This is a genomic window from Streptomyces globisporus (assembly GCF_003501885.1).
Lineage (GTDB): Bacteria > Actinomycetota > Actinomycetes > Streptomycetales > Streptomycetaceae > Streptomyces > Streptomyces globisporus_D.
The window spans coordinates 18288-37111 of sequence record NZ_QWFA01000032.1 but is presented as its reverse complement, the minus strand read 5'-3'; the positions used below and the strand labels follow the sequence as shown (position 1 = coordinate 37111).

18 protein-coding genes and 1 other RNA gene are annotated in these 18824 nt (G+C 71.9%); 16 read left to right on the top strand and 3 right to left on the bottom strand.

Annotated elements, in window-relative coordinates:
- Positions 1–140: 140 nt before the first annotated feature.
- A complete protein-coding gene (locus D3105_RS08085; protein WP_118901496.1) occupies positions 141–1001 on the top strand; it encodes an LPXTG cell wall anchor domain-containing protein in 861 nt (286 codons plus the stop codon).
- Between the two features lie 238 nt (positions 1002–1239).
- On the opposite strand, the gene D3105_RS08080 is transcribed toward D3105_RS08085, so the two are convergent.
- Complete coding sequence (locus tag D3105_RS08080) at positions 1240–1437, bottom strand: hypothetical protein (RefSeq protein WP_030591905.1); 198 nt, start codon at positions 1435–1437, stop codon at positions 1240–1242.
- 260 nt (positions 1438–1697) lie between these two features.
- Here D3105_RS08080 and ftsE point away from each other — a divergent pair, with 260 nt between their 5' ends.
- From ftsE to ssrA, 5 genes are all read left to right on the top strand, one after another.
- A complete protein-coding gene (gene ftsE, locus D3105_RS08075) occupies positions 1698–2387 on the top strand; it encodes a cell division ATP-binding protein FtsE (protein WP_003968787.1) in 690 nt (229 codons plus the stop codon).
- Between the two features lie 55 nt (positions 2388–2442).
- Positions 2443–3360, top strand: coding sequence for a permease-like cell division protein FtsX (ftsX, locus tag D3105_RS08070; protein WP_010062141.1), 918 nt, complete (start codon positions 2443–2445; stop codon positions 3358–3360).
- Between the two features lie 68 nt (positions 3361–3428).
- Positions 3429–4616 (top strand): S41 family peptidase, encoded by a 1188-nt coding sequence (locus tag D3105_RS08065; RefSeq protein ID WP_118901493.1) that lies wholly within the window; start codon positions 3429–3431, stop codon positions 4614–4616.
- A gap of 18 nt (positions 4617–4634) precedes the next feature.
- Complete coding sequence (smpB, locus tag D3105_RS08060) at positions 4635–5123, top strand: SsrA-binding protein SmpB (RefSeq protein ID WP_073800936.1); 489 nt, start codon at positions 4635–4637, stop codon at positions 5121–5123.
- A 98-nt stretch (positions 5124–5221) separates the two neighbouring features.
- Positions 5222–5608, top strand: a transfer-messenger RNA (tmRNA) gene (ssrA, locus tag D3105_RS08055).
- A 51-nt stretch (positions 5609–5659) separates the two neighbouring features.
- On the opposite strand, the gene D3105_RS08050 is transcribed toward ssrA, so the two are convergent.
- Entirely contained in the window at positions 5660–7006 is a 1347-nt protein-coding gene (locus D3105_RS08050) for an MFS transporter (RefSeq protein WP_240646839.1), read from the bottom strand.
- 103 nt (positions 7007–7109) lie between these two features.
- Here D3105_RS08050 and D3105_RS08045 point away from each other — a divergent pair, with 103 nt between their 5' ends.
- From D3105_RS08045 to D3105_RS08015, 7 genes are all read left to right on the top strand, one after another.
- The gene (locus tag D3105_RS08045) at positions 7110–8081 is read left to right on the top strand and encodes a LysR family transcriptional regulator (protein ID WP_118901490.1); all 972 of its coding nucleotides are present in this window, start codon (positions 7110–7112) and stop codon (positions 8079–8081) included.
- Between the two features lie 162 nt (positions 8082–8243).
- On the top strand, positions 8244–8933 hold the full coding sequence (locus D3105_RS08040; RefSeq protein WP_118901487.1) for a hypothetical protein: 690 nt from the start codon (positions 8244–8246) through the stop codon (positions 8931–8933).
- Positions 8934–11144, top strand: a complete 2211-nt coding sequence (locus tag D3105_RS08035; RefSeq protein ID WP_118901484.1) for a glycosyltransferase — start codon at positions 8934–8936, stop codon at positions 11142–11144.
- Positions 11141–12304, top strand: a complete 1164-nt coding sequence (locus D3105_RS08030) for an acyltransferase family protein (protein WP_118901481.1) — start codon at positions 11141–11143, stop codon at positions 12302–12304. The genes D3105_RS08035 and D3105_RS08030 overlap by 4 nt, the downstream gene beginning before the upstream one ends.
- Before the next feature lie 131 nt (positions 12305–12435).
- Positions 12436–13767 carry a nitrate/nitrite transporter gene (locus tag D3105_RS08025; RefSeq protein WP_118901478.1) on the top strand — a complete coding sequence of 444 codons (1332 nt, stop codon included), beginning with the start codon at positions 12436–12438 and terminating at the stop codon, positions 13765–13767.
- Between the two features lie 154 nt (positions 13768–13921).
- Positions 13922–15064 (top strand): uroporphyrinogen-III synthase, encoded by a 1143-nt coding sequence (locus D3105_RS08020; protein ID WP_118901475.1) that lies wholly within the window; start codon positions 13922–13924, stop codon positions 15062–15064.
- A 124-nt stretch (positions 15065–15188) separates the two neighbouring features.
- Positions 15189–15752 carry a GNAT family N-acetyltransferase gene (locus D3105_RS08015; RefSeq protein WP_118901472.1) on the top strand — a complete coding sequence of 188 codons (564 nt, stop codon included), beginning with the start codon at positions 15189–15191 and terminating at the stop codon, positions 15750–15752.
- Here the strand turns inward: D3105_RS08015 and D3105_RS08010 are convergent.
- Positions 15685–16335 carry a GNAT family N-acetyltransferase gene (locus tag D3105_RS08010; protein WP_240646838.1) on the bottom strand — a complete coding sequence of 217 codons (651 nt, stop codon included), beginning with the start codon at positions 16333–16335 and terminating at the stop codon, positions 15685–15687. The genes D3105_RS08015 and D3105_RS08010 overlap by 68 nt on opposite strands.
- A 105-nt stretch (positions 16336–16440) precedes the next feature.
- Here D3105_RS08010 and D3105_RS08005 point away from each other — a divergent pair, with 105 nt between their 5' ends.
- The 3 genes from D3105_RS08005 (at position 16441) to D3105_RS07995 (ending at position 18710) form a co-directional block, all read left to right on the top strand.
- Positions 16441–17103: a CGNR zinc finger domain-containing protein gene (locus tag D3105_RS08005; protein WP_240646837.1), complete on the top strand. Its 663-nt coding sequence runs from the start codon at positions 16441–16443 to the stop codon at positions 17101–17103.
- A gap of 66 nt (positions 17104–17169) precedes the next feature.
- Positions 17170–17757, top strand: coding sequence for a sigma-70 family RNA polymerase sigma factor (locus D3105_RS08000; protein WP_024263532.1), 588 nt, complete (start codon positions 17170–17172; stop codon positions 17755–17757).
- Positions 17754–18710 carry an anti-sigma factor family protein gene (locus tag D3105_RS07995; protein ID WP_118901466.1) on the top strand — a complete coding sequence of 319 codons (957 nt, stop codon included), beginning with the start codon at positions 17754–17756 and terminating at the stop codon, positions 18708–18710. The genes D3105_RS08000 and D3105_RS07995 overlap by 4 nt, the downstream gene beginning before the upstream one ends.
- The last annotated feature ends 114 nt before the right edge of the window (positions 18711–18824 follow it).

Sequence of the window (18824 nt, the reverse complement as noted above, 5' to 3'; positions counted from 1 at the left end):
GTCTGGGGCGGGTGTGTACCGGGGGGCGGGGCGGGGTGACCACGACACGACGTGGCCTTGCCGAGAGCGATTCCCGGCTGGGCCCGCTGCCCACATATGGCTGCTCCAATGACGAGATCGGCTACTGGGGGTAGCAACAGATGACGAAGAAGACGCGTGTTCGCGTCGCGCGGATAGCCGCTGGTGCGGTTATTGCCGCGGGTGCCTCGCTGACTGCGGCCGGTGCGGCGCAGGCCGTCGGCATCGGCGTGGATGTCGCCGGCATCGGCGTGAAGGCCGAGGCCGACCAGAACGGCCTCGACGTCGGGCTGGGCATCGAGGGTGACGACGACCCGATCGGCGGCGCCGACCCGGGCGGCGCCGCGGGTGAGACCACCACGGGTGAGACCACGACCGGTGAGACCACCGGCGAGACGTCCACCACGGGTGAGACCTCGACCACGGGTGAGACCACCACGGGCGAGACCACGGGTGAGACCACGACCGGTGAGACCACCGGCGAGACGTCCACCACGGGTGAGACCTCGACCACGGGTGAGACCACCACGGGCGAGACCACCGGCGAGACGTCCACCACCGGTGAGACCTCGACGACCGGTGAGACCACCACGGGCGAGACCAGCACGTCGGGCACCAACGGGACCTCGGGTTCCAACGGGACCTCGGGCACCAACGGGACCTCGGGTTCCAACGGCTCCACCGGTACCCCGGGCACCACCGGCGGCGACCAGGGCGGCAGCAGCGCCACCGGTGGGTCCACCACCGGTGGCGACGACGCCGGCTGCACCGTCGACCTCGACGGCGCCGAGTGCACCGACAACACCGACACCGACAGTGTCGGCAACAAGCCGGTCGAGCAGAGCAAGGGCAAGGAAGAGCTCGCCGAGACCGGTGCGGCCGAGACGACCTTCCTGGTCATCGGCGCCGCGACGATGATCGCGGGCGGCATCGGCTTCCGCATCCTGCCGCGTCTGGTCGGCGGCGGTCGCACGGTCGCCTAGGTCCGGCACCAACGGTCCGCGGCGACGTCCGCCGCGGACCGTGACGGACCTTACCGGCGCGTAGCGGGCGAGGATCAGGCCCGTACGCGGCGCAGCACGGCATGACGAAGGGCCCGGGAGGGTGTGCAACCCCTCCCGGGCCCTTCTGCGCGCCCGGACCGCTCAGGCGGCCGTACGCATACGTCTGTGAGCCCCGACGGGGCGGTGAGCGGCGGCCCCGAGGGCCGCGCGGGCCTCATCAGGCCGCCTGCGCCAGCAGCGCGAGCGCCGCCAGCAACACCACCATCAGGGCGATCAGCATCGCCGGGCTCATTCCGGCCAGCGGGCCCTGGCCCTGCTCCTCCAGCATCTGCTGCCGCACGGCACGGCAGACGCGGCAACGGCCCTCGCTCACGGGCGCCGCGCAGTTCGCGCACACCAGTCGGTCATAGGTCATGCGCATTCCTCCTCCCGCGCGGCGGAGCCGCTTGCCTGCTTTCTCTCCGCACAACGCTCACGGAAACGCAACCGTTCCCCCCACCACTGTGCCAGCTCGCGGCGATTTCGGCGCGGCCCACCGGACAAGGTCCGGCACGACCCGTTTCGTACCATGGGGCGATTCGCCACATACCACCCATTGCCGGACGCCGCCTGCACGCGTGAGCCCGGTTCGCGTATGGTCACGCTCACCTACTCCCGGCCGACCGTGGTGCATCCGTGATCCGATTCGACAACGTCTCCAAGACCTACCCGAAGCAGACCCGACCGGCTCTGCGCGATGTCTCGCTGGACATCGAGAAGGGTGAGTTCGTCTTCCTGGTGGGGTCCTCCGGCTCCGGCAAGTCGACCTTCATGCGACTGATCCTGCGCGAGGAGCGCGCCAGCACGGGCATGGTCCATGTGCTCGGCAAGGACCTCGCGCGGCTGTCCAACTGGAAGGTGCCGCAGATGCGCCGCCAGCTGGGGACGGTCTTCCAGGACTTCCGCCTGCTGCCCAACAAGACGGTCGCGGAGAACGTGGCCTTCGCGCAGGAGGTCATCGGCAAGCCCCGCGGCGAGATCCGCAAGGCCGTGCCGCAGGTCCTCGACCTCGTCGGCCTCGGCGGCAAGGAGGAGCGGATGCCCGGTGAGCTCTCCGGTGGTGAGCAGCAGCGTGTGGCCATCGCCCGCGCCTTCGTCAACCGCCCCATGCTGCTGATCGCGGACGAGCCGACCGGCAACCTCGACCCGCAGACCTCGGTGGGCATCATGAAGCTGCTGGACCGGATCAACCGGACCGGCACCACCGTGATCATGGCGACTCACGACCAGAACATCGTCGACCAGATGCGCAAGCGCGTCATCGAGCTCGAGCAGGGCCGTCTCGTACGCGACCAGGCACGCGGCGTCTACGGCTACCAGCACTGACCGAGGGGCTCAAGGCCCTTCGTGCATTTCGAGCATCGAGTACTGAAAGGACGCCATGCGCGCCCAGTTCGTCCTGTCGGAGATCGGCGTCGGTCTCCGCCGCAACCTCACGATGACCTTCGCGGTCGTGGTCTCCGTCGCCCTCTCGCTCGCCCTGTTCGGCGGTGCGCTGCTGATGCGCGAGCAGGTCAGCACGATGAAGGACTACTGGTACGACAAGGTCAACGTCTCGATCTTCCTCTGCAACAAGAACGACGCCAAGGACATGCCCAAGTGCGCCAAGGGGGCTGTCACCAAGGAGCAGAAGGCGGAGATCAAGGCCGATCTGGAGAAGATGGACGCCGTCGAGACGGTCCACTTCGAGACGGTCGACGAGGCGTACAAGCACTACCAGGAGCAGTTCGGCGACTCCCCGATGGCGGGCAACATCACGCCCGACCAGATGCAGGAGTCCTTCCGCGTGAAGCTGGACGACCCGCAGAAGTACAAGGTCGTCGCCACGGCGTTCGCCGGGCGGGACGGGGTGCAGTCCGTCCAGGACCAACGGTCCATCCTGGACAACCTCTTCGAGCTGATGAACGGCATGAACGTCGTCGCGATCTACGTGATGATCCTGATGCTCGTCATCGCGCTGATCCTGATCGTCAACACCGTGCGCGTCTCCGCGTTCAGCCGGAGACGTGAGACGGGCATCATGCGCCTCGTGGGGGCCTCCGGCTTCTACATTCAGGCCCCCTTCATCATGGAGGCGGCCGTCGCCGGTCTGATCGGCGGTGTGCTGGCCTGCGCCATGCTGCTCGGCGGCCGGTACTTCCTGATCGACGGCGGCCTCGCCCTCCAGGAGAAACTGAACCTCATCAACTTCATCGGCTGGGACGCGGTCCTGACCAAGCTTCCGCTGGTGCTCGCGATCGGGCTGCTGATGCCCGCCGTCGCCGCTCTCTTCGCGCTGCGCAAGTACCTGAAGGTGTGACATGTGCCCCCTGGGGCGCACGGGCGATCGCCCGTGCGCCCCAGGGGGCTTGTCCTAGACTCGGCGGCATGTCGGATTGTGGGCATCGCTTCGGGCCCCGCGGTCTTCGCCGCGGGGCGGCCCTGACATTGGTCTTCGGGTGTGCTCTCGCCACCGCCGCCGCGACCGGTTCGCTGCCGCAGGACCCCGATCCCGGGCCCGGTCCGCAGACCCGCGCCGTCTCCTCCACCGTCGCCCCGGTCGACCGCGACGAGATCGAGGACGCCGCCGCCGAGGCCGAGGCCGACGGGAAGTCCGTGAAGGACGCCGCCGAGGAGGTCGTCAGCCGCAGCGGGGACCGCTGGGGCGCGGTCTACGACCAGCGGGAGTACGAGGAGTTCGAGCAGGCGCTGGACGGCACCTACACCGGGGTCGGGCTCTCCGCCCGGCGCACCGGCCGCGGTGATGTCACCGTCTCCCGCGTCCAGCCCGGCGGCCCCGCCGACCGGGCCGGCATCCGCACCGGCGATCTGCTGCGCACCCTGGACGGCCGCGCGATCGGCAAGCGCCCCGTCGCGGAGGTCGTCGCGTTACTGCGCGGCGACGGTACGGGAGCGGCCGAGGGCAGCCGGGTGGAGCTCGGGCTCGTCCGGGAGGGCCGGAGCTGGACCGAGACCCTGGAGCGGGCCCGGCTGACCACCGAGGCGGTCACCGTGCGGCGGCTGGGCGACGCGCCCTCGTCGGCAATCCTGGTCAAGGTCGCCGCCTTCACCAAGGGCGCGGGGGCCGACGTGCGGGACGCGGTCCGGGACGCCCCCGACGGGGCGGGGATACTCCTGGATCTGCGCGCCAACTCCGGCGGACTCGTCGCCGAGGCCGTCGTCGCCGCCTCCGCCTTCCTGGACGGCGGCCTGGTCGCCACGTACGACGTGCGCGGGGATCAGCACGCGCTGTACGCCGATCCGGGCGGTGACACGGACCGGCCGGTCGTCGTCCTGGTCGACGGCGGCACGATGAGCGCCGCCGAGCTGCTGACCGGCGCCCTCCAGGACCGGGGCCGCGCGGTCACCGTCGGCTCGCCCACGTTCGGGAAGGGCTCCGTGCAGATGCCCAGCAGGCTCCCGGGCGGCTCGGTGGCCGAGCTGACCGTCGGCCACTACCGCACGCCGGGCGGCCGCAACGTCGACGGCAAGGGCATCACCCCCGACCTCGTGGTGGGGGAGCGGGCCCAGCAGCGGGCCGAGACGGTATTGAGTGGCCTCGGGGGTGGGTCGTAGTGCGAAAATGACCGCACTATGGCGAAGGAAAAAGACACCGGGCGCAAGATGATCGCGCAGAACAAGAAGGCGCGGCACGACTACAGCATCCTCGACACCTACGAGTGCGGCCTCGTGCTCATGGGGACGGAGGTCAAGTCCCTGCGCATGGGGCGGGCCTCCCTGGTCGACGGCTTCGTGCAGATCGACGACCACGAGGCGTGGCTCCACAACATCCACGTCCCCGAGTACGTCCAGGGCACCTGGACCAACCACGCGGCCAAGCGGAAGCGCAAGCTGCTGCTGCACCGGGCCGAGATCGACAAGCTGGAGTCGAAGTCGCAGGAGACGGGCCACACCATCGTGCCCCTCGCGCTGTACTTCAAGGACGGCCGGGTCAAGGTCGAGATCGCGCTCGCGAAGGGCAAGAAGGAGTACGACAAGCGGCAGACGCTCCGCGAGAAGCAGGACACGCGGGAGACGAACCGCGCCATCGCGGCCGCCCGCCGGCGGCAGCGCAGCGCCTGAGGACGCCCGCACGGGGAATACGCTGGCATCGTCCGGCGTTGGTCACGTACGATGGGCCGTGCACCTCAGCGAAGGTGCGCGTTTTGAAAACACCACATGGGGATGATCGGTTTCGACAGCGGATGTCGAAGCAGGGGAAGCGAGTCGAGGAAGCGGCAATGATCTCGTAAACCATATGTCGCAAACAATAATCGCCAATTCCAAGCGCGATTCCTCCGCCTTCGCCCTCGCTGCCTAATTAGCAGCTAGCGAAGACTCTGCGGAGTGTCAGCCCGGGGGTGATCCCGACCCGGATCCTGGCATCAACTAGGGATCTAAACTTCTCGGCCCGGCCACGGGGCCGAGAAGGAAATCAAACAGTGGCTGGGCCTGTCGGAGGCTTGTTCGCGTGACCTCCGGGGCCGAGAAAAGCGCAGCGAACTGCACTCGGAGAAGCCCTGGTTCCGCACCGTTGGACGCGGGTTCGATTCCCGCCATCTCCACAATTCCCATGTAGGCCGCTGCCCCGCGAGTTCGCTCGCGGGGCAGCGGCTTTTTCACGCCCGCCGCCCTCGGCCGTACCCTCCGCCCGCGGCCGCGACGACCAGCGCGAGGGCCGCCGCCGCCATCGGGGCCGCGTAGCCGGGGGCCGTGCCCGCGTGCTCGACCAGCCAGCCGCCCGCCGCCGCCCCGGCCGCGACCCCGCCCAGCAGCGCGGTCACCGCGAGCGTCATGCCCTCGTTCAGCTGCTCCGGGCGCGTGGCCCGCTGGACCAGCGTCATGCCCGTGACCATGGTCGGCGCGGTCGCCGCCCCCGCCAGCAGCAGGCAGAGCGCCAGGACCGGCAGGGCGGCCGACGCGGCGGCGGCCAGCAGCGGCAGGGACATCAGGGCCGTCATCGCGGCCAGGCACAGCAGCAGCCGGAGACGGACGCTCCGGGCCGGCCGCAGCGAACCGTAGAGCAGGCCCGCCGCGCACGAGCCCGCCGCCTGGAGCGCCAGGATCGCGCCCCCGGCGTGCGCGATGGAGACCACCTCCAGCGCCCCGAACACCGCCCCCGTCGCGAGGAAGACCGCCAGCAGCGCGGGCATCCCGGGCGTGCGCAGGGGCGAGGCCACCGTCTTCGTCCGCGGGGTGACGGGCGGTTCCGTGGCGCGCTGGGCGGCGAAGATCAGGACGCCGGTCATCAGGAGCGCCGCGCCCACCAGGGTGCCCGCCTCCGGGAACAGCGCCCCGCAGAGCGTCGCGGCCAGCACCGGGCCCAGCATGAAGCACAGCTCGTCGGCGGCCTGCTCGAAGGAGTTCGCGGTGTGCAGGGCCACCGGATCGCCCCGGTGCAGATGCGCCCAGCGGGCCCGCGACATCCCGCCGGTGTTCGGGGTCGTCGCGGTCGCGGCGTACGCGGCGAACAGCGTCCAGGCCGGGGCGTCGTGGTGCACGCACAGCACCAGGGCCAGCGACCCCAGCACGGCGAGCGCGGTGGCGGGCACGGCGACGCGCGCCTGCCCGAAGCGGTCCACCAGCCGGGCGGTGAAGGGCGCGACGACCGCCGTCGCGGCCAGGCCGGTCGCGGTGACGGCCCCGGCGAGGGCGTACGAGCCCCGGGACCCGGCGATCATGATGACCGCGCTGACGCTGAGCATGCCCATCGGCAGCCGGGCGATCAGATTGCCCGCCGTGAAGGCGCGGGCCCCGGGCGTCGCCAGCAGCCGGAGGTAGGGATTCGACGACGACCGCGACGGCTGGGTCCTGGCGCTCGTCGGCACGGAGCGGGGTGCCGCGACCAACTGCCCGCCGGAGACGGCGAGAAGGGGCGCGGCCGGGGGAGCGGAGGCTCGCTCCGGACGGGAGCGAAGGACGGGCCGGGGTTCGGTCTCCGGGCGGGCGGCAGGGGATATCGGCATACGGACCAGGCTCGCCGCGCCCCGCCGCCCGGGTCCAACACCTGATCCGTACCGATTCACGCGCACGTGTTGTGAATGAGGTCCCGCGCGGTAGATTCGCGGCGTGCCTCCCGCCGACACCGACCCCCGACTCCTGCGTGCCTTCCTCGCCGTCGCCGACGAACTGCACTTCACCCGGGCCGCCGCCCGGCTCTTCGTCGCCCAGCAGGCGCTGAGCCGGGATGTCCGGCGGCTGGAACGCGAGCTGGGCGCCGAGCTGTTCGTCCGGACCACCCGGCAGGTCGCGCTCACGCCGGACGGCGAACGCCTGCTCCCGTACGCCCGCCGGGTGCTCGACGCGCACGCCGAGCTCGCCGGGGCCTTCAGCGGCGCTCCCGCCCGGCCGCTGCTGGTGGACCTGAACAGCGACGGGGCCACCGCCGCCCGGGTGCTGGCGCGCGCCCGGGAGCTGGTGCCCGAGTGTGAGCTGATGGCCCGCTTCGAGTCCGGGCTGACCTGGGCCGCCGCCGAGATCCTGGCCGGCCGGCTCGACGCCTCCTTCGGCCGGGCCGCCGGACTGGCGCCCGCCGTGCGGGCGGGACTTTCCACGCACCCCGTGCGGTACGAACCGATGGCCCTGATGCTGCCCCTGGCTCATCCCCTCGCCGAGCGGGAGACCGTCGCCCTGGCCGAGCTGTCCGGCGAGACCGTCTACGCGGGGGCGGGCAACGAGCGGACGCGGGAGTGGACCGACCTCGCCGCATCGCTGTTCGGCGAGTGGGGCATCGTGATGGCCCCGCCCGTCCCGCTCGCCGTGGGCGTGGCCGAATTCCAGCGGGTCATGGAGAAGGGCGGGCACCCCGTGCTGGCCGTCGTCGACTTTCCGCCCCTGCCCGGGACCGTGCTGCGCCCGCTCGTCGACCCGATTCCGCTTTCGCCGGTGTCGCTGGTCTGGCGGAAGGGTCTGCGCCATCCCGGCGTGGACGCGCTGCGCAACGCTACTGACCAGTTGGCCCTTGCCGAGGGGTGGCTGGCCCGGCCGTCGGGCTCCTGGCTGCCCGCGTCCGATCTGTCACTGATGCGCAACCGTTCCTGATCAACTCCGTTCAGGGGCACTTGGGCGTCAACGTCGTGCGCTACATTCATCGTCCGGGTGCATGGACGCCAGGTTCGTGGACGGGTGGGGGCCCAGTCCGACAGTAAAGAACCGGTCAAATTCGGTGCGCCTGATTCATTGAGTGGGGGATGGGCTGCACCTGTGGACAATTGGCGCGAAGGCAAGAGAACCGGGCACACGCACGAGCCCAACGACGCGACGATCCAACTCGACGGACTCGGCCGTCAACTCGCCGAACTGCCCGGCGAACCCGCCCCGCCGGACGGCTCCGACGGCCCCGTCTTCGTCGACGAGAGCGGCCGCCGCAGCAAGACCTTCCGACGCCTCGGCTGGGTCCTGGCCACGGTCTGCGCCGGTTACGCCGTGACGCTGGTCTTCGCCGTACTCGGCGGCAACTCCAGCGCCCCCTGGCTGCCCCTGTCCGGGCCGAAGGAGAAGGCGCGGGCGGAGCAGGTCGAGGACCTTCCCGAGCCCAGCGCCGACACCGTGGACGACGGCCTCTCCGACGACGCCCCGGAGCCGGGTCCCAGCGCCTCCGGCTCCCCGTCGGCCGGCGCGTCCGGCGACCCCGCGGGCGCCACCCCGTCGGCCACCTCCGTGGTCGTGCCCGCCGGGGCGGCGGAGCGCCCCTCCGCGTCCGCCTCCGCAGACCCGTCCCGGCCCGCCGGGAGCGGTGGCGGCGGTGGCGGCGCCACCAAACCGGCCCCCACGACCTCGACCGCCAAACCGCCGGTCGATCCCACGCCGTCCCCCGAGCCGGAGCCGACCGAACCGACGGCCCCGCCCGTCGAGGACCCCGAACAGCCGGTGCAAGAAGAGAGCGCCCCGTAAATGAACTCCCCCGCCACGCGGGGCAGGAACGGCAGGAAGAAGAGGAAGGCGTCACGTGGCCGGAGCCGGCTCAGGCTCCCCATGCGCTACCTCCTGCCGTCGACACTTCTCGTCGCCCTGCTCGCGATGCTGATGCTGCGCGGATACGTGCACAGCGAGATCCTCGCCGACCACCGGGTCCGCGACGCCGACCACTCCGACCAGGTACCCAAGGACGTCCTGGCCGGCGGGCCCGTCATCGACGCCCGCTCCGGTGACGCGAAGACCCTGCGCATCCCCGACCGCAGGATCGTCCTGACCTTCGACGACGGGCCCGACCCGGTGTGGACGCCGAAGGTGCTCGACAAGCTGAAGGAGTACGACGCCCACGGCGTCTTCTTCGTCACCGGCAACATGGCCGCCCGCCACCCGGACCTGGTCCGGCGCATGGTGGAGGAGGGCCACGAACTCGGCCTGCACACCTTCAACCACCCCGACCTCTCCTACCAGTCCACCGGCCGCATCGACTGGGAGCTGTCGCAGAACCAGCTGGCGCTGGCGGGCGCGGCCGGGATCCGCACCTCGATCTTCCGGCCGCCGTACTCCTCCTTCTCGGACGCCATGGACAACAAGTCCTGGCCGGTCACGGAGTACATCGGCAGCCGCGGCTACCTCACCGTCGTCAACGACACCGACAGCGAGGACTGGAAGCGCCCCGGCGTCCGGGCCATCGTCGAGCGGGCCACGCCGAAGAACGGCAAGGGCGCGATCATCCTGATGCACGACTCCGGCGGCGACCGCTCGCAGACCGTGGCCGCGCTGGACACCCTGCTGCCCGACCTCAAGGAGCGGGGCTACACCTTCACCCGCCTCACCACCGCCCTGGACTCCCCCAGCGCGCACACCCCGGTCACCGGGTTCGCCCTGTGGAAGGGCAAGGCGTTCGTCTCCGCCGTCGCCGTGTCCGAGCGGATCACCGGCGTCCTGGTCGTCGGCCTCGCCGTCATCGGCGCCCTGGTCCTGGCCCGCTTCGGCCTGATGCTGCTGCTCTCCTTCCTGCACGCCCGCAAGGTCCGCCGCAGGAACTTCAGCTGGGGCGAACCCCTCAGCCGCCCGGTCTCCGTCCTGGTCCCCGCGTACAACGAACGCGAGTGCATCGAGGCGACCGTGCGCTCCCTGGCCGCCAGTGAGCACCCCATCGAGATCATCGTCATCGACGACGGCTCCACCGACGGCACCGCCGACCTCGTCGAGGCCATGCGGCTGCCCCGCGTACGGGTCGTGCGCCAGCAGAACGCGGGCAAGCCCGCCGCCCTCAACAACGGCATCCGGCACGCCCGTTACGACATCGTCGTGATGATGGACGGCGACACCGTCTTCGAACCGGCCACGGTCCGCGAGCTGGTCCAGCCCTTCGCCGACCCCCGGGTCGGGGCCGTCGCGGGCAACGCCAAGGTCGGCAACCGCGACTCCCTCATCGGCGCCTGGCAGCACATCGAGTACGTGATGGGCTTCAACCTGGACCGCCGGATGTACGACGTGCTCGGCTGCATGCCGACCATTCCCGGCGCGGTCGGGGCGTTCCGCCGCGAGGCCCTGGAACGGGTCGGCGGGATGAGCGAGGACACCCTCGCCGAGGACACCGACATCACCATGGCCCTGCACCGGGACGGCTGGCGCGTCGTCTACGCCGAGAACGCCCGCGCCTGGACCGAGGCCCCGGAGTCCGTGCAACAGCTCTGGTCGCAGCGCTACCGGTGGAGTTACGGCACCATGCAGGCGATCTGGAAGCACCGCCGCGCGGTCATCGAACGCGGGCCGTCGGGCCGCTTCGGGCGGGTCGGCCTGCCGTTCGTCTCCCTGTTCATGGTCGTCGCCCCGCTGCTCGCACCGCTCATCGACGTGTTCCTGCTGTACGGACTCGTCTTCGGCCCGACCGGCAAGACGGTGGCCGCGTGGTTCGGCGTCCTGGTCGTCCAGGCGGTCTGCGCCGCGTACGCCTTCCGGCTGGACAGGGAACGCATGACGCACCTGCTCTCGCTGCCGCTCCAGCAGATCCTCTACCGCCAGCTCATGTACGTCGTGCTGCTCCAGTCCTGGATCACCGCGCTCACCGGCGGCCGGCTGCGCTGGCAGAAGCTGCGCCGCACCGGCGCGGTGGAGGCCCCCGGCGGCGTCTCCGCCCAGCGGCGCGGCACCGGGTCCGTCCCCGAGAGGAGGCCCGTCGGATGAGCGCCGCCACCGTGCCCGCAGGAACCCCCGTGGCGCCCCCCGCCGCGGCGGGGAAGCCCGGCCGGGACCGCTATCTCGACCTGCTCCGGACGATCGCCCTGGTCCGCGTGGTTATCTACCACATCTTCGGCTGGGCCTGGCTGACCATCTTGTTCCCCTCCATGGGCGTGATGTTCGCCCTGGCCGGCTCGCTGATGGCCCGCTCGCTGTCCCGACCCGCCCTGGGCGTCGTCCGGGGCCGGATCCGCCGCCTGCTGCCGCCCATGTGGGTGTTCTCGCTCGTCGTCGTACCGATGATGTTCGCGCTCAGCTGGCAGCCGGTGAAGCAGGACGGCCTGTGGTGGTTCGTCAAGCTCGCCTGGTACGTCTTCCCGGTCGGCGCACCCCCCTTCCCCTGGTCCAGCGGTGACCAGGCCGGTCTGCTGGAGGACACCTGGGCGGTCCAGGCGGCCGGCCCGCTCTGGTACATCCGCGCCTACCTCTGGTTCGTCATCGCCTCGCCCCTGCTGCTCCGGGCGTTCCGCAGGCTTCCCTGGGCGACGCTGCTCGCCCCGCTCGGTCTGACCGCCGTCATCGGCACCGGCCTGGTGACGATCCCGGGCGAGACCGGCAACGCGCTGAGCGACTTCGCGGTGTTCGGCTCCTGCTGGGTCCTCGGCTTCGCCCACCACGACGGCCTGTTCAAGGACGTGCCGCGCTACCTCACGATCTCGCTGGCGTCGATCGTCATGGGCTTCGGGCTGTGGTGGGCCTCGGGGCACCTCACCGCGGACGGCTGGGACCTCAACGACATCCCGCTGGCCCAGGCGACCTGGTCGCTCGGCTTCTGCGTGATCCTGCTCCAGTACGCTCCGTCCTGGCAGGAGCTGCCCGGCCGGCTGGCCCGCTTCGACCGCCTGGTCACGCTCGCCAACAACCGGGCCGTGACGATCTACCTCTGGCACAACCTGCTGATCCTGGCGACGATCCCGCTGATCGACCTCCTCTGGAAGATCCCGTACGTGGACGCGCACCTGGGATCGACGGTCGAGGCGGGGTACACCCTGCTGATGACCCTGGTCATCTGGCCGCTGCTCGCGCTCATGATCGTCGCCGTGGGCTGGGTGGAGGACGTCGCCGCCAAGCGCCGGCCACGGCTCTGGCCGGACGGCAGACGGTAGGGCTCCATCTCACCGGGCCGGGAACGGCCCGGTGAGGGCAAGGTTGCGCACCGGTCACCTCGCGGCACCACGCCGAAACGCGGGCTCCCTAGCGTCGGGAACAACACCCCGACCCCCTGTGGAGGCGCGTGATGGCAGGCCGTTGGATCGAGACCTGGGAGCCGGAGGACGAGACGTTCTGGCGGGAGAAGGGCGAACGGGTCGCCCGCCGCAACCTCTGGTTCTCCGTGCTCTCCGAGCACATCGGATTCTCCATCTGGACCCTGTGGTCGGTGATGGTCCTCTTCATGGGACCCGAGTACGGCGTCGACCCGGCCGGGAAGTTCTTCCTCATCTCGACCGCCACCCTCGTCGGCGCGCTGGTGAGGGTGCCGTACACCTTCGCCGTCGCCCGCTTCGGCGGCCGCAACTGGACGATCTTCAGCGCGGTGAGCCTGCTCGTCCCGACCCTGGCCGCGTTCTGGGTGATGGAGCCCGGAACCTCGTACGGCACGTTCGTGGCCGTCGCGGCGCTCACCGGGATCGGCGGCGGCAACTTCGCCTCGTCGATGACCAACATCAACGCCTTCTTCCCGCTGCGCCAGAAGGGCTGGGCGCTCGGTCTCAACGCGGGCGGCGGCAACATCGGCGTCCCCGTCGTCCAGCTCGTCGGCCTGCTCGTCATCGGCACCCTGGGCGCCTCGCACCCCCGGATCGTCCTCGGCGTGTACCTCCCGCTGATCATCCTGGCCGCCGTCTGCGCCGCCCTCCGCATGGACAACCTGCGGCCCGTGAAGAACGACACCGGGGCCGCCCTGGAGGCCGTCCGCGACCCGCACACCTGGCTCATGTCGGTCCTCTACATCGGCACCTTCGGCTCGTTCATCGGCTACAGCTTCGCCTTCGGCCTGGTGCTCCAGACCCAGTTCGGCCGGACCCCGCTCCAGGCCGCCTCGCTCACCTTCGTCGGCCCGCTGCTGGGCTCCCTGATCCGGCCCGTCGGGGGCCGCCTCGCCGACCGGTACGGCGGCGCGCGCATCACCCTGGCCACGTTCGTCGCGATGGCCGCCGCCACCGGGGTCGTCATCCACGCCTCGGGGACCGCCTCGCTGCCGGTCTTCCTCACCGGCTTCACCGCCCTGTTCGTCCTGACGGGCCTCGGCAACGGATCGACGTACAAGATGATTCCCGGCATCTTCCACACCAAGGCGCTGGCCCGGGGCCTGGACGGCGAGGCGGCCGCCGCCCACGGACGGCGGCTCTCCGGCGCGGCCATGGGCCTCATCGGTGCCGTCGGCGCCCTCGGCGGCCTGGCGATCAACCTCGCCTTCCGCCAGTCCTTCCAGGCCTCCGGCGCCGGAACCGCGGCCTTCTGGTCCTTCCTCGCCTTCTACGGGGTGTGCATCACGCTCACCTGGGCGGTATACCTTCGCCGCCCGGCACCGGCGCCCGCCCGTGCCCAGCTCGGTTACGCGGAGGTGTAGAAACGGCACGGTCCGGCGTCCTGCGACGTAACGGCCGGGAAATACGGGGGAACCGAGCCTGTCACGCACCGTTGGCAGTCTCGGGCCTCCGCACATCGGGTCACCAGCGGGAACCATCGCGCACCAGCGGGAACACAGGAGCCGGGAACACGCCATGCAGGACGACGACACAACGCACGGCCCCCTCGCGGGCTTCACCGTCGGGGTGACCGCCGCCCGCCGGGCCGAGGAGCTGGGCACCCTCCTCAAACGCCGCGGGGCCGCCGTCCTGCACGCGCCCGCCCTGCGGATCGTGCAGCTCGCCGACGACAGCGAACTCCTCGCCGCCACCAAGGAGCTGATCGGTCACGCCCCCGACGTGGCGGTCGCCACCACCGCGATCGGCTTCCGCGGCTGGATCGAGGCGGCCGACGGCTGGGGCATCGGCGACGCGCTCCTTCAGACCCTGCGCGGGGTCGAACTCCTCGCCCGGGGCCCCAAGGTCAAGGGCGCCATCCGGGCCGCCGGGCTCTCCGAGGCCTGGTCGCCCGGGTCCGAATCGATGGCCGAGGTCCTCGACCGACTCCTCGCCGAGGGCGTCGCGGGCCGCCGGGTCGCCCTCCAACTGCACGGCGAACCGCTGCCCGGCTTCGTCGAGTCCCTGACGGCCGCGGGCGCCGAGGTCGTCGTCGTCCCCGTCTACCGCTGGATGCCGCCGCAGGACATCGCCCCGCTCGACCGGATGCTCGACGTCACGGCCGCCCGGGGCCTGGACGCGATCACCTTCACCAGCGCGCCCGCCGCCGCCTCGTTCCTGGGCCGGGCCGAGACCCGCGGTCTGCTCCCGGAGATCCTCGGTGCCCTGCGCGACGACGTGCTGGTCGCCTGCGTCGGACCGGTCACCGCCCTCCCGCTCCAGGCCCGGGGCATCGACACCCTCCAGCCGGAACGCTTCCGGCTCGGCCCCCTCGTCCAGCTGCTGTGCGCCCACCTCCCGGCGGCCGCCCGCATCCTGCCCGTCGCCGGCCACCGCGTCGAGATCCGGGGCCACGCCGTCCTCGTCGACGACGAACTGCGCGCGGTGCCGCCCGCGGGCATGGCCCTCCTGCACGCGCTGGCCCGCCGCCCCGGCTGGGTGGTGGCCCGCGCCGACCTGCTGCGGGCCCTGCCCGGCAGCGGATCCGACGAGCACGCGGTGGAGACGGCGATGGCCCGGCTGCGCTCGGCGCTGGGCGTGCCCCGGCTGATCCAGACGGTCGTCAAGCGCGGCTACCGGCTGGCGCTGGACCCGTCGGCGGACACGAAGTACGGGCGCTGAGAGGCCTGGGGCGCGGGGGCTGCGGGGCGTACGCCCAGGTCGGCCGGGCCGCTCGCCGTGCCCCCCTCCACGGGGAGCCGGGGCAGGCGAGCCGGAGCCCGGCCGTCCCGGTTAGCGTGACCGGATGACCGACCGCACCCACCTCCTCGCCCCGGACGTGGCCTTCCGGCCCGCCGAACTCACCGACGCGCCCTCCTTCGCCACGGCCCTCACCCGCAACCGCGCGTACATGCGCCGCTGGGAACCCGTACGCCCCGACATCTTCTACACCGTCGAGGGTCAGACCGCCCGGCTCACCGCCCTGCTGGCCGACCGGGACGCCGGGCGGGCGATGCCCTGGGTGCTCGCCGACGCCGACGACCGGGTGATCGGCGCCTTCACGCTCTCCGGCGTCGAGCGGGGCCCGTTCCGCAACGGCCGCCTCGGCTACTGGGTCGACGAGTGCCACGCCGGACGCGGCCTGGCCACCGCGGCCGTCCGCGCCGTCTGCGAGGCGGCCCGCGACCGGCTGGGCCTGCACCGCGTCGAGGCGGCGACCGTCACCGACAACGTCCCGTCCCAACAGGTGCTCGCCAAGGCCGGGTTCGAGCGGATCGGTACCGCGCCCGGCTATCTGCACATCAACGCCCGCTGGCGCGACCACCACCTGTTCCAGCGGCTTCTCCACGACGATCCGCCGGCGGGCTGACCACCGCCGCGGCCACCGGAGCCTCCCGCACATGCACATGGCCGTCCAGCGGATAGTCCGGCGGCAGCGCCGGGATCACCCGCGCCAACGGGTATCCGCACTTCTCCGCCACCCGGCACGAGGCCACGTTGTCGAGTTGATGCAGCAACTCCAGCCGGAGGAGGCCCTGCTCGCCGAAGGTCGTGAACGCCCAGTCGGTCAGGGCCGCCAGCGCCCGTGACGCCACGCCCCGGCCGCGCGCCGGAGCCGTCGTCCAATAGCCCATCTCGGCCTGGCCGTTCACCAGATCCAGCTGCTTCATCACGACGTTGCCGAGCAGCTCGTCCTCCCGCCCGCGCTCCGTCACGGCGAACGCGAAGCGGGTGCCCGAAGCCCACCCCGTACGCTGCGCCTCCAGCCAGTCGGCGGCCCCGTCCGGCCCGGAGACCTGGACGGCCAGCCACCGCCGCATCGCCGGATCCTCGTACGCCGTAAGCACTGCGGGCAGGTGCTGCTCGCGCCACGGGCGCAGCAGCAGCCCGTCGGCGCCGATCACGGTGCTCTCGTCGTGCGGGTCCATGCGGATCTCCCCCTCGTGCTCCATGGCCGCCACGGTACGGGGGTGGCGGCGGGGGTTCCGGCCGGGCCCCGACAGGAGCACTCTGGGGGTGGTCGTTCCACCGGGTGACCCAGGGCGGTGAGCGGGATCATGGCAGTGGGCAGGGGTGCGCGGATGTGGCGGTTCGACGCGGGCCGGATCTGCCTCGACCTGGTGGCCACGGAACGTGCGGGCGGGGTGCCCGGAACCTGCGAACAGCTCGGCGGGCCCGGCCACTTGGCCCAGTGGCTGTGCGACGCCCGACTCGTCCCGCCGGGCACCGCGCTGACCGCGCTGGACGACGCCTGGGTGGTCCGCTTCCACGAACTGCGCTCGGACGTCTCCCGGTTGATGGCTGCTCAGCTCGGCGGGGCGCCGGCCGACGGCGCCCTGGAGCGGGTCAACTCCCTGGCTTCCGGCGCGCCTCCGGGCCCCCGCGCGGTGCGCGGCGCGGACGGCGAGCTGGTGCGGGCCCTGAGCGCCGCGCCCGACTGCGCGGGTCTCCTCGCGGTCGTCGCCCGGGACGCGGTGGACCTGCTCACGGACCCGGTCGCGCGGTCGGCCCTGCGCCGCTGCCAGGGCGAGGCCTGCCACCGCCTCTACCTGGACACCTCGCGCGGCGGACGGCGGCGCTGGTGCTCCGGCGAGGTCTGCGGCAACCGCGAGCGGGTCGCCCGCCACCGCCGCAGAACCTCCGGGACGACCGGCGCGAACGACCCGGGTGGACCCGGCGCGTACGGTCCGGAGAAAGAATTTCCGCCCGGCGTTGAATGAACCGGCCCCCACCCCCGTATCGATGGTCCAGGAGCTCGTTTCAGAGGTCTCGACCGGGAGGTTCGGGTGCGCAAGGATGCGGCCGTGGCCGATGACCGTCCGCACAGGGCTCGACATCGCAGTGAGCCGCCCCCGCCCCCTTCCGGGATACCGGACGAGGAGCTGATGCGGGCGCTGTACCGCGAACACGCCGGGCCGCTGCTCGCGTACGTCCTCCGACTCGTCGCGGGCGACCGCCAGCGGGCTGAGGACGTGGTGCAGGAGACGCTCATCCGTGCCTGGAAGAACGCCGGCCGGCTCAACCGGGCCACCGGCTCCGTCCGACCCTGGCTGGTGACGGTCGCCCGGCGCATCGTCATCGACAACCACCGCAGCCGGCAGGCCCGGCCGCGCGAGGTCGATCCGTCGCCGCTGGAGGTCATTCCCGCGGAGGACGAGATCGACAAGGCGCTGTGGCTGATGACGCTCTCGGACGCGCTCGAAGATTTGACCCCCGCGCACCGGGAAGCATTGGTCGAGACCTACTTCAAGGGGCGTACGGTCAACGAGGCCGCCGAAGTGCTCGGTGTCCCCAGCGGGACCGTGCGGTCCCGGGTGTTCTACGCACTGCGTTCGATGAAGCTCGCACTCGAAGAGAGGGGGATCACGGCATGAGCGACCAGCAGTGGCAGCCGTTCGGGCCCCGGCCTCCCGGTCACCGCACGCCGTCAGGTCCCTCAAGTCCCCCGTATCCGGCGGGTCCTGCACACCCCTCAGGGCCCGCCCACCTCGCAGGCATCCCCGGCCCGCCCGGACGCTTCGGCGCCGGACCCGGTCACGGCCCGGGGCCGACGGGCTCCGAAGGGTCCGAGCACGACGCGGCCGCCGCGTACGTCCTCGGCATTCTCGACGACGCGCAGGCGAGCGACTTCGAGGCCCATCTCGCGGGCTGCGCCCGGTGCGCCGCGCATCTCGACGAGTTCGCGGGGATGGAGCCGATGCTCGCGATGCTCTCCGAGGCCCCGTCCGCCGTGCCCGGCGCCCGCCCCGTACCGCATGTGCCCGAGAAGCCCGCGCCCCGGCTGCTCGGAGGACTCATGGACGAGGTCGCGCGCAGGCGGCACCGCCGCAGCCGGCGCAGCCGGTACTGGGTCGCCGCGGCCGCTGCCCTCATCGTCGGCGGCCCGGTCGCCGCGTTCGCGGTCACGGCGGGCGACGACCGCGGTGGCGGATCGGTGGCCGTGGGCGAGCCACATCCCACCAGCCCGGCCGAGGACTCCTTCTTCGAGCGCATGACGGAGAAGGTCTCGGCGACCGACCCCACCACCCGGGTCGGCGCGACCGTCGGCATGGAGGAGAAGGCCTGGGGCACCCACACGGTCCTGGAGCTGAAGAACGTCAAGGGACCGCAGAAGTGCACGCTGGTCGCCGTCTCCAGGACCGGTGAGGAGGAGGTCGTCACCTCCTGGTCCGTCCCGCGGTGGGGGTACGGCATCGAAGGCGCGACGAACCCGACGGCGAAGGCCCCGCTGTACGTGCACGGCGGGGCGGCGATGGACCGCGAGGACATCGCCCGCTTCGAGGTGCGGACCTTCGACGGGGAGCGGCTGGTGGAGATCGGGGGCTAGGGCCCGTCGTCAAACTGCCGCCTGCCGGGCGACGACGGGACAGCCCTTAGCAGCGCGCGACGCGCGATCTCCTCCCTGGTCGGCAGGTGCGCCCGGGCCCCCTTCGCTATAGGG

Excerpts from the sequence above, each read along its gene's own strand:
- D3105_RS08085 (WP_118901496.1), top strand. The coding sequence starts at position 141 with ATGACGAAGAAGACGCGTGTTCGCGTCGCGCGGATAGCCGCTGGTGCG.
- D3105_RS08080 (WP_030591905.1), bottom strand. The coding sequence starts at position 1,437 with ATGACCTATGACCGACTGGTGTGCGCGAACTGCGCGGCGCCCGTGAGC.
- ftsX (WP_010062141.1), top strand. The coding sequence starts at position 2,443 with ATGCGCGCCCAGTTCGTCCTGTCGGAGATCGGCGTCGGTCTCCGCCGC.
- D3105_RS08065 (WP_118901493.1), top strand. The coding sequence starts at position 3,429 with ATGTCGGATTGTGGGCATCGCTTCGGGCCCCGCGGTCTTCGCCGCGGG.
- smpB (WP_073800936.1), top strand. The coding sequence starts at position 4,635 with ATGGCGAAGGAAAAAGACACCGGGCGCAAGATGATCGCGCAGAACAAG.
- D3105_RS08050 (WP_240646839.1), bottom strand. The coding sequence starts at position 7,006 with ATGCCGATATCCCCTGCCGCCCGCCCGGAGACCGAACCCCGGCCCGTC.
- D3105_RS08035 (WP_118901484.1), top strand. The coding sequence starts at position 8,934 with ATGAACTCCCCCGCCACGCGGGGCAGGAACGGCAGGAAGAAGAGGAAG.
- D3105_RS08030 (WP_118901481.1), top strand. The coding sequence starts at position 11,141 with ATGAGCGCCGCCACCGTGCCCGCAGGAACCCCCGTGGCGCCCCCCGCC.
- D3105_RS08025 (WP_118901478.1), top strand. The coding sequence starts at position 12,436 with ATGGCAGGCCGTTGGATCGAGACCTGGGAGCCGGAGGACGAGACGTTC.
- D3105_RS08020 (WP_118901475.1), top strand. The coding sequence starts at position 13,922 with ATGCAGGACGACGACACAACGCACGGCCCCCTCGCGGGCTTCACCGTC.
- D3105_RS08015 (WP_118901472.1), top strand. The coding sequence starts at position 15,189 with ATGACCGACCGCACCCACCTCCTCGCCCCGGACGTGGCCTTCCGGCCC.
- D3105_RS08010 (WP_240646838.1), bottom strand. The coding sequence starts at position 16,335 with ATGGAGCACGAGGGGGAGATCCGCATGGACCCGCACGACGAGAGCACC.
- D3105_RS08005 (WP_240646837.1), top strand. The coding sequence starts at position 16,441 with ATGGCAGTGGGCAGGGGTGCGCGGATGTGGCGGTTCGACGCGGGCCGG.
- D3105_RS07995 (WP_118901466.1), top strand. The coding sequence starts at position 17,754 with ATGAGCGACCAGCAGTGGCAGCCGTTCGGGCCCCGGCCTCCCGGTCAC.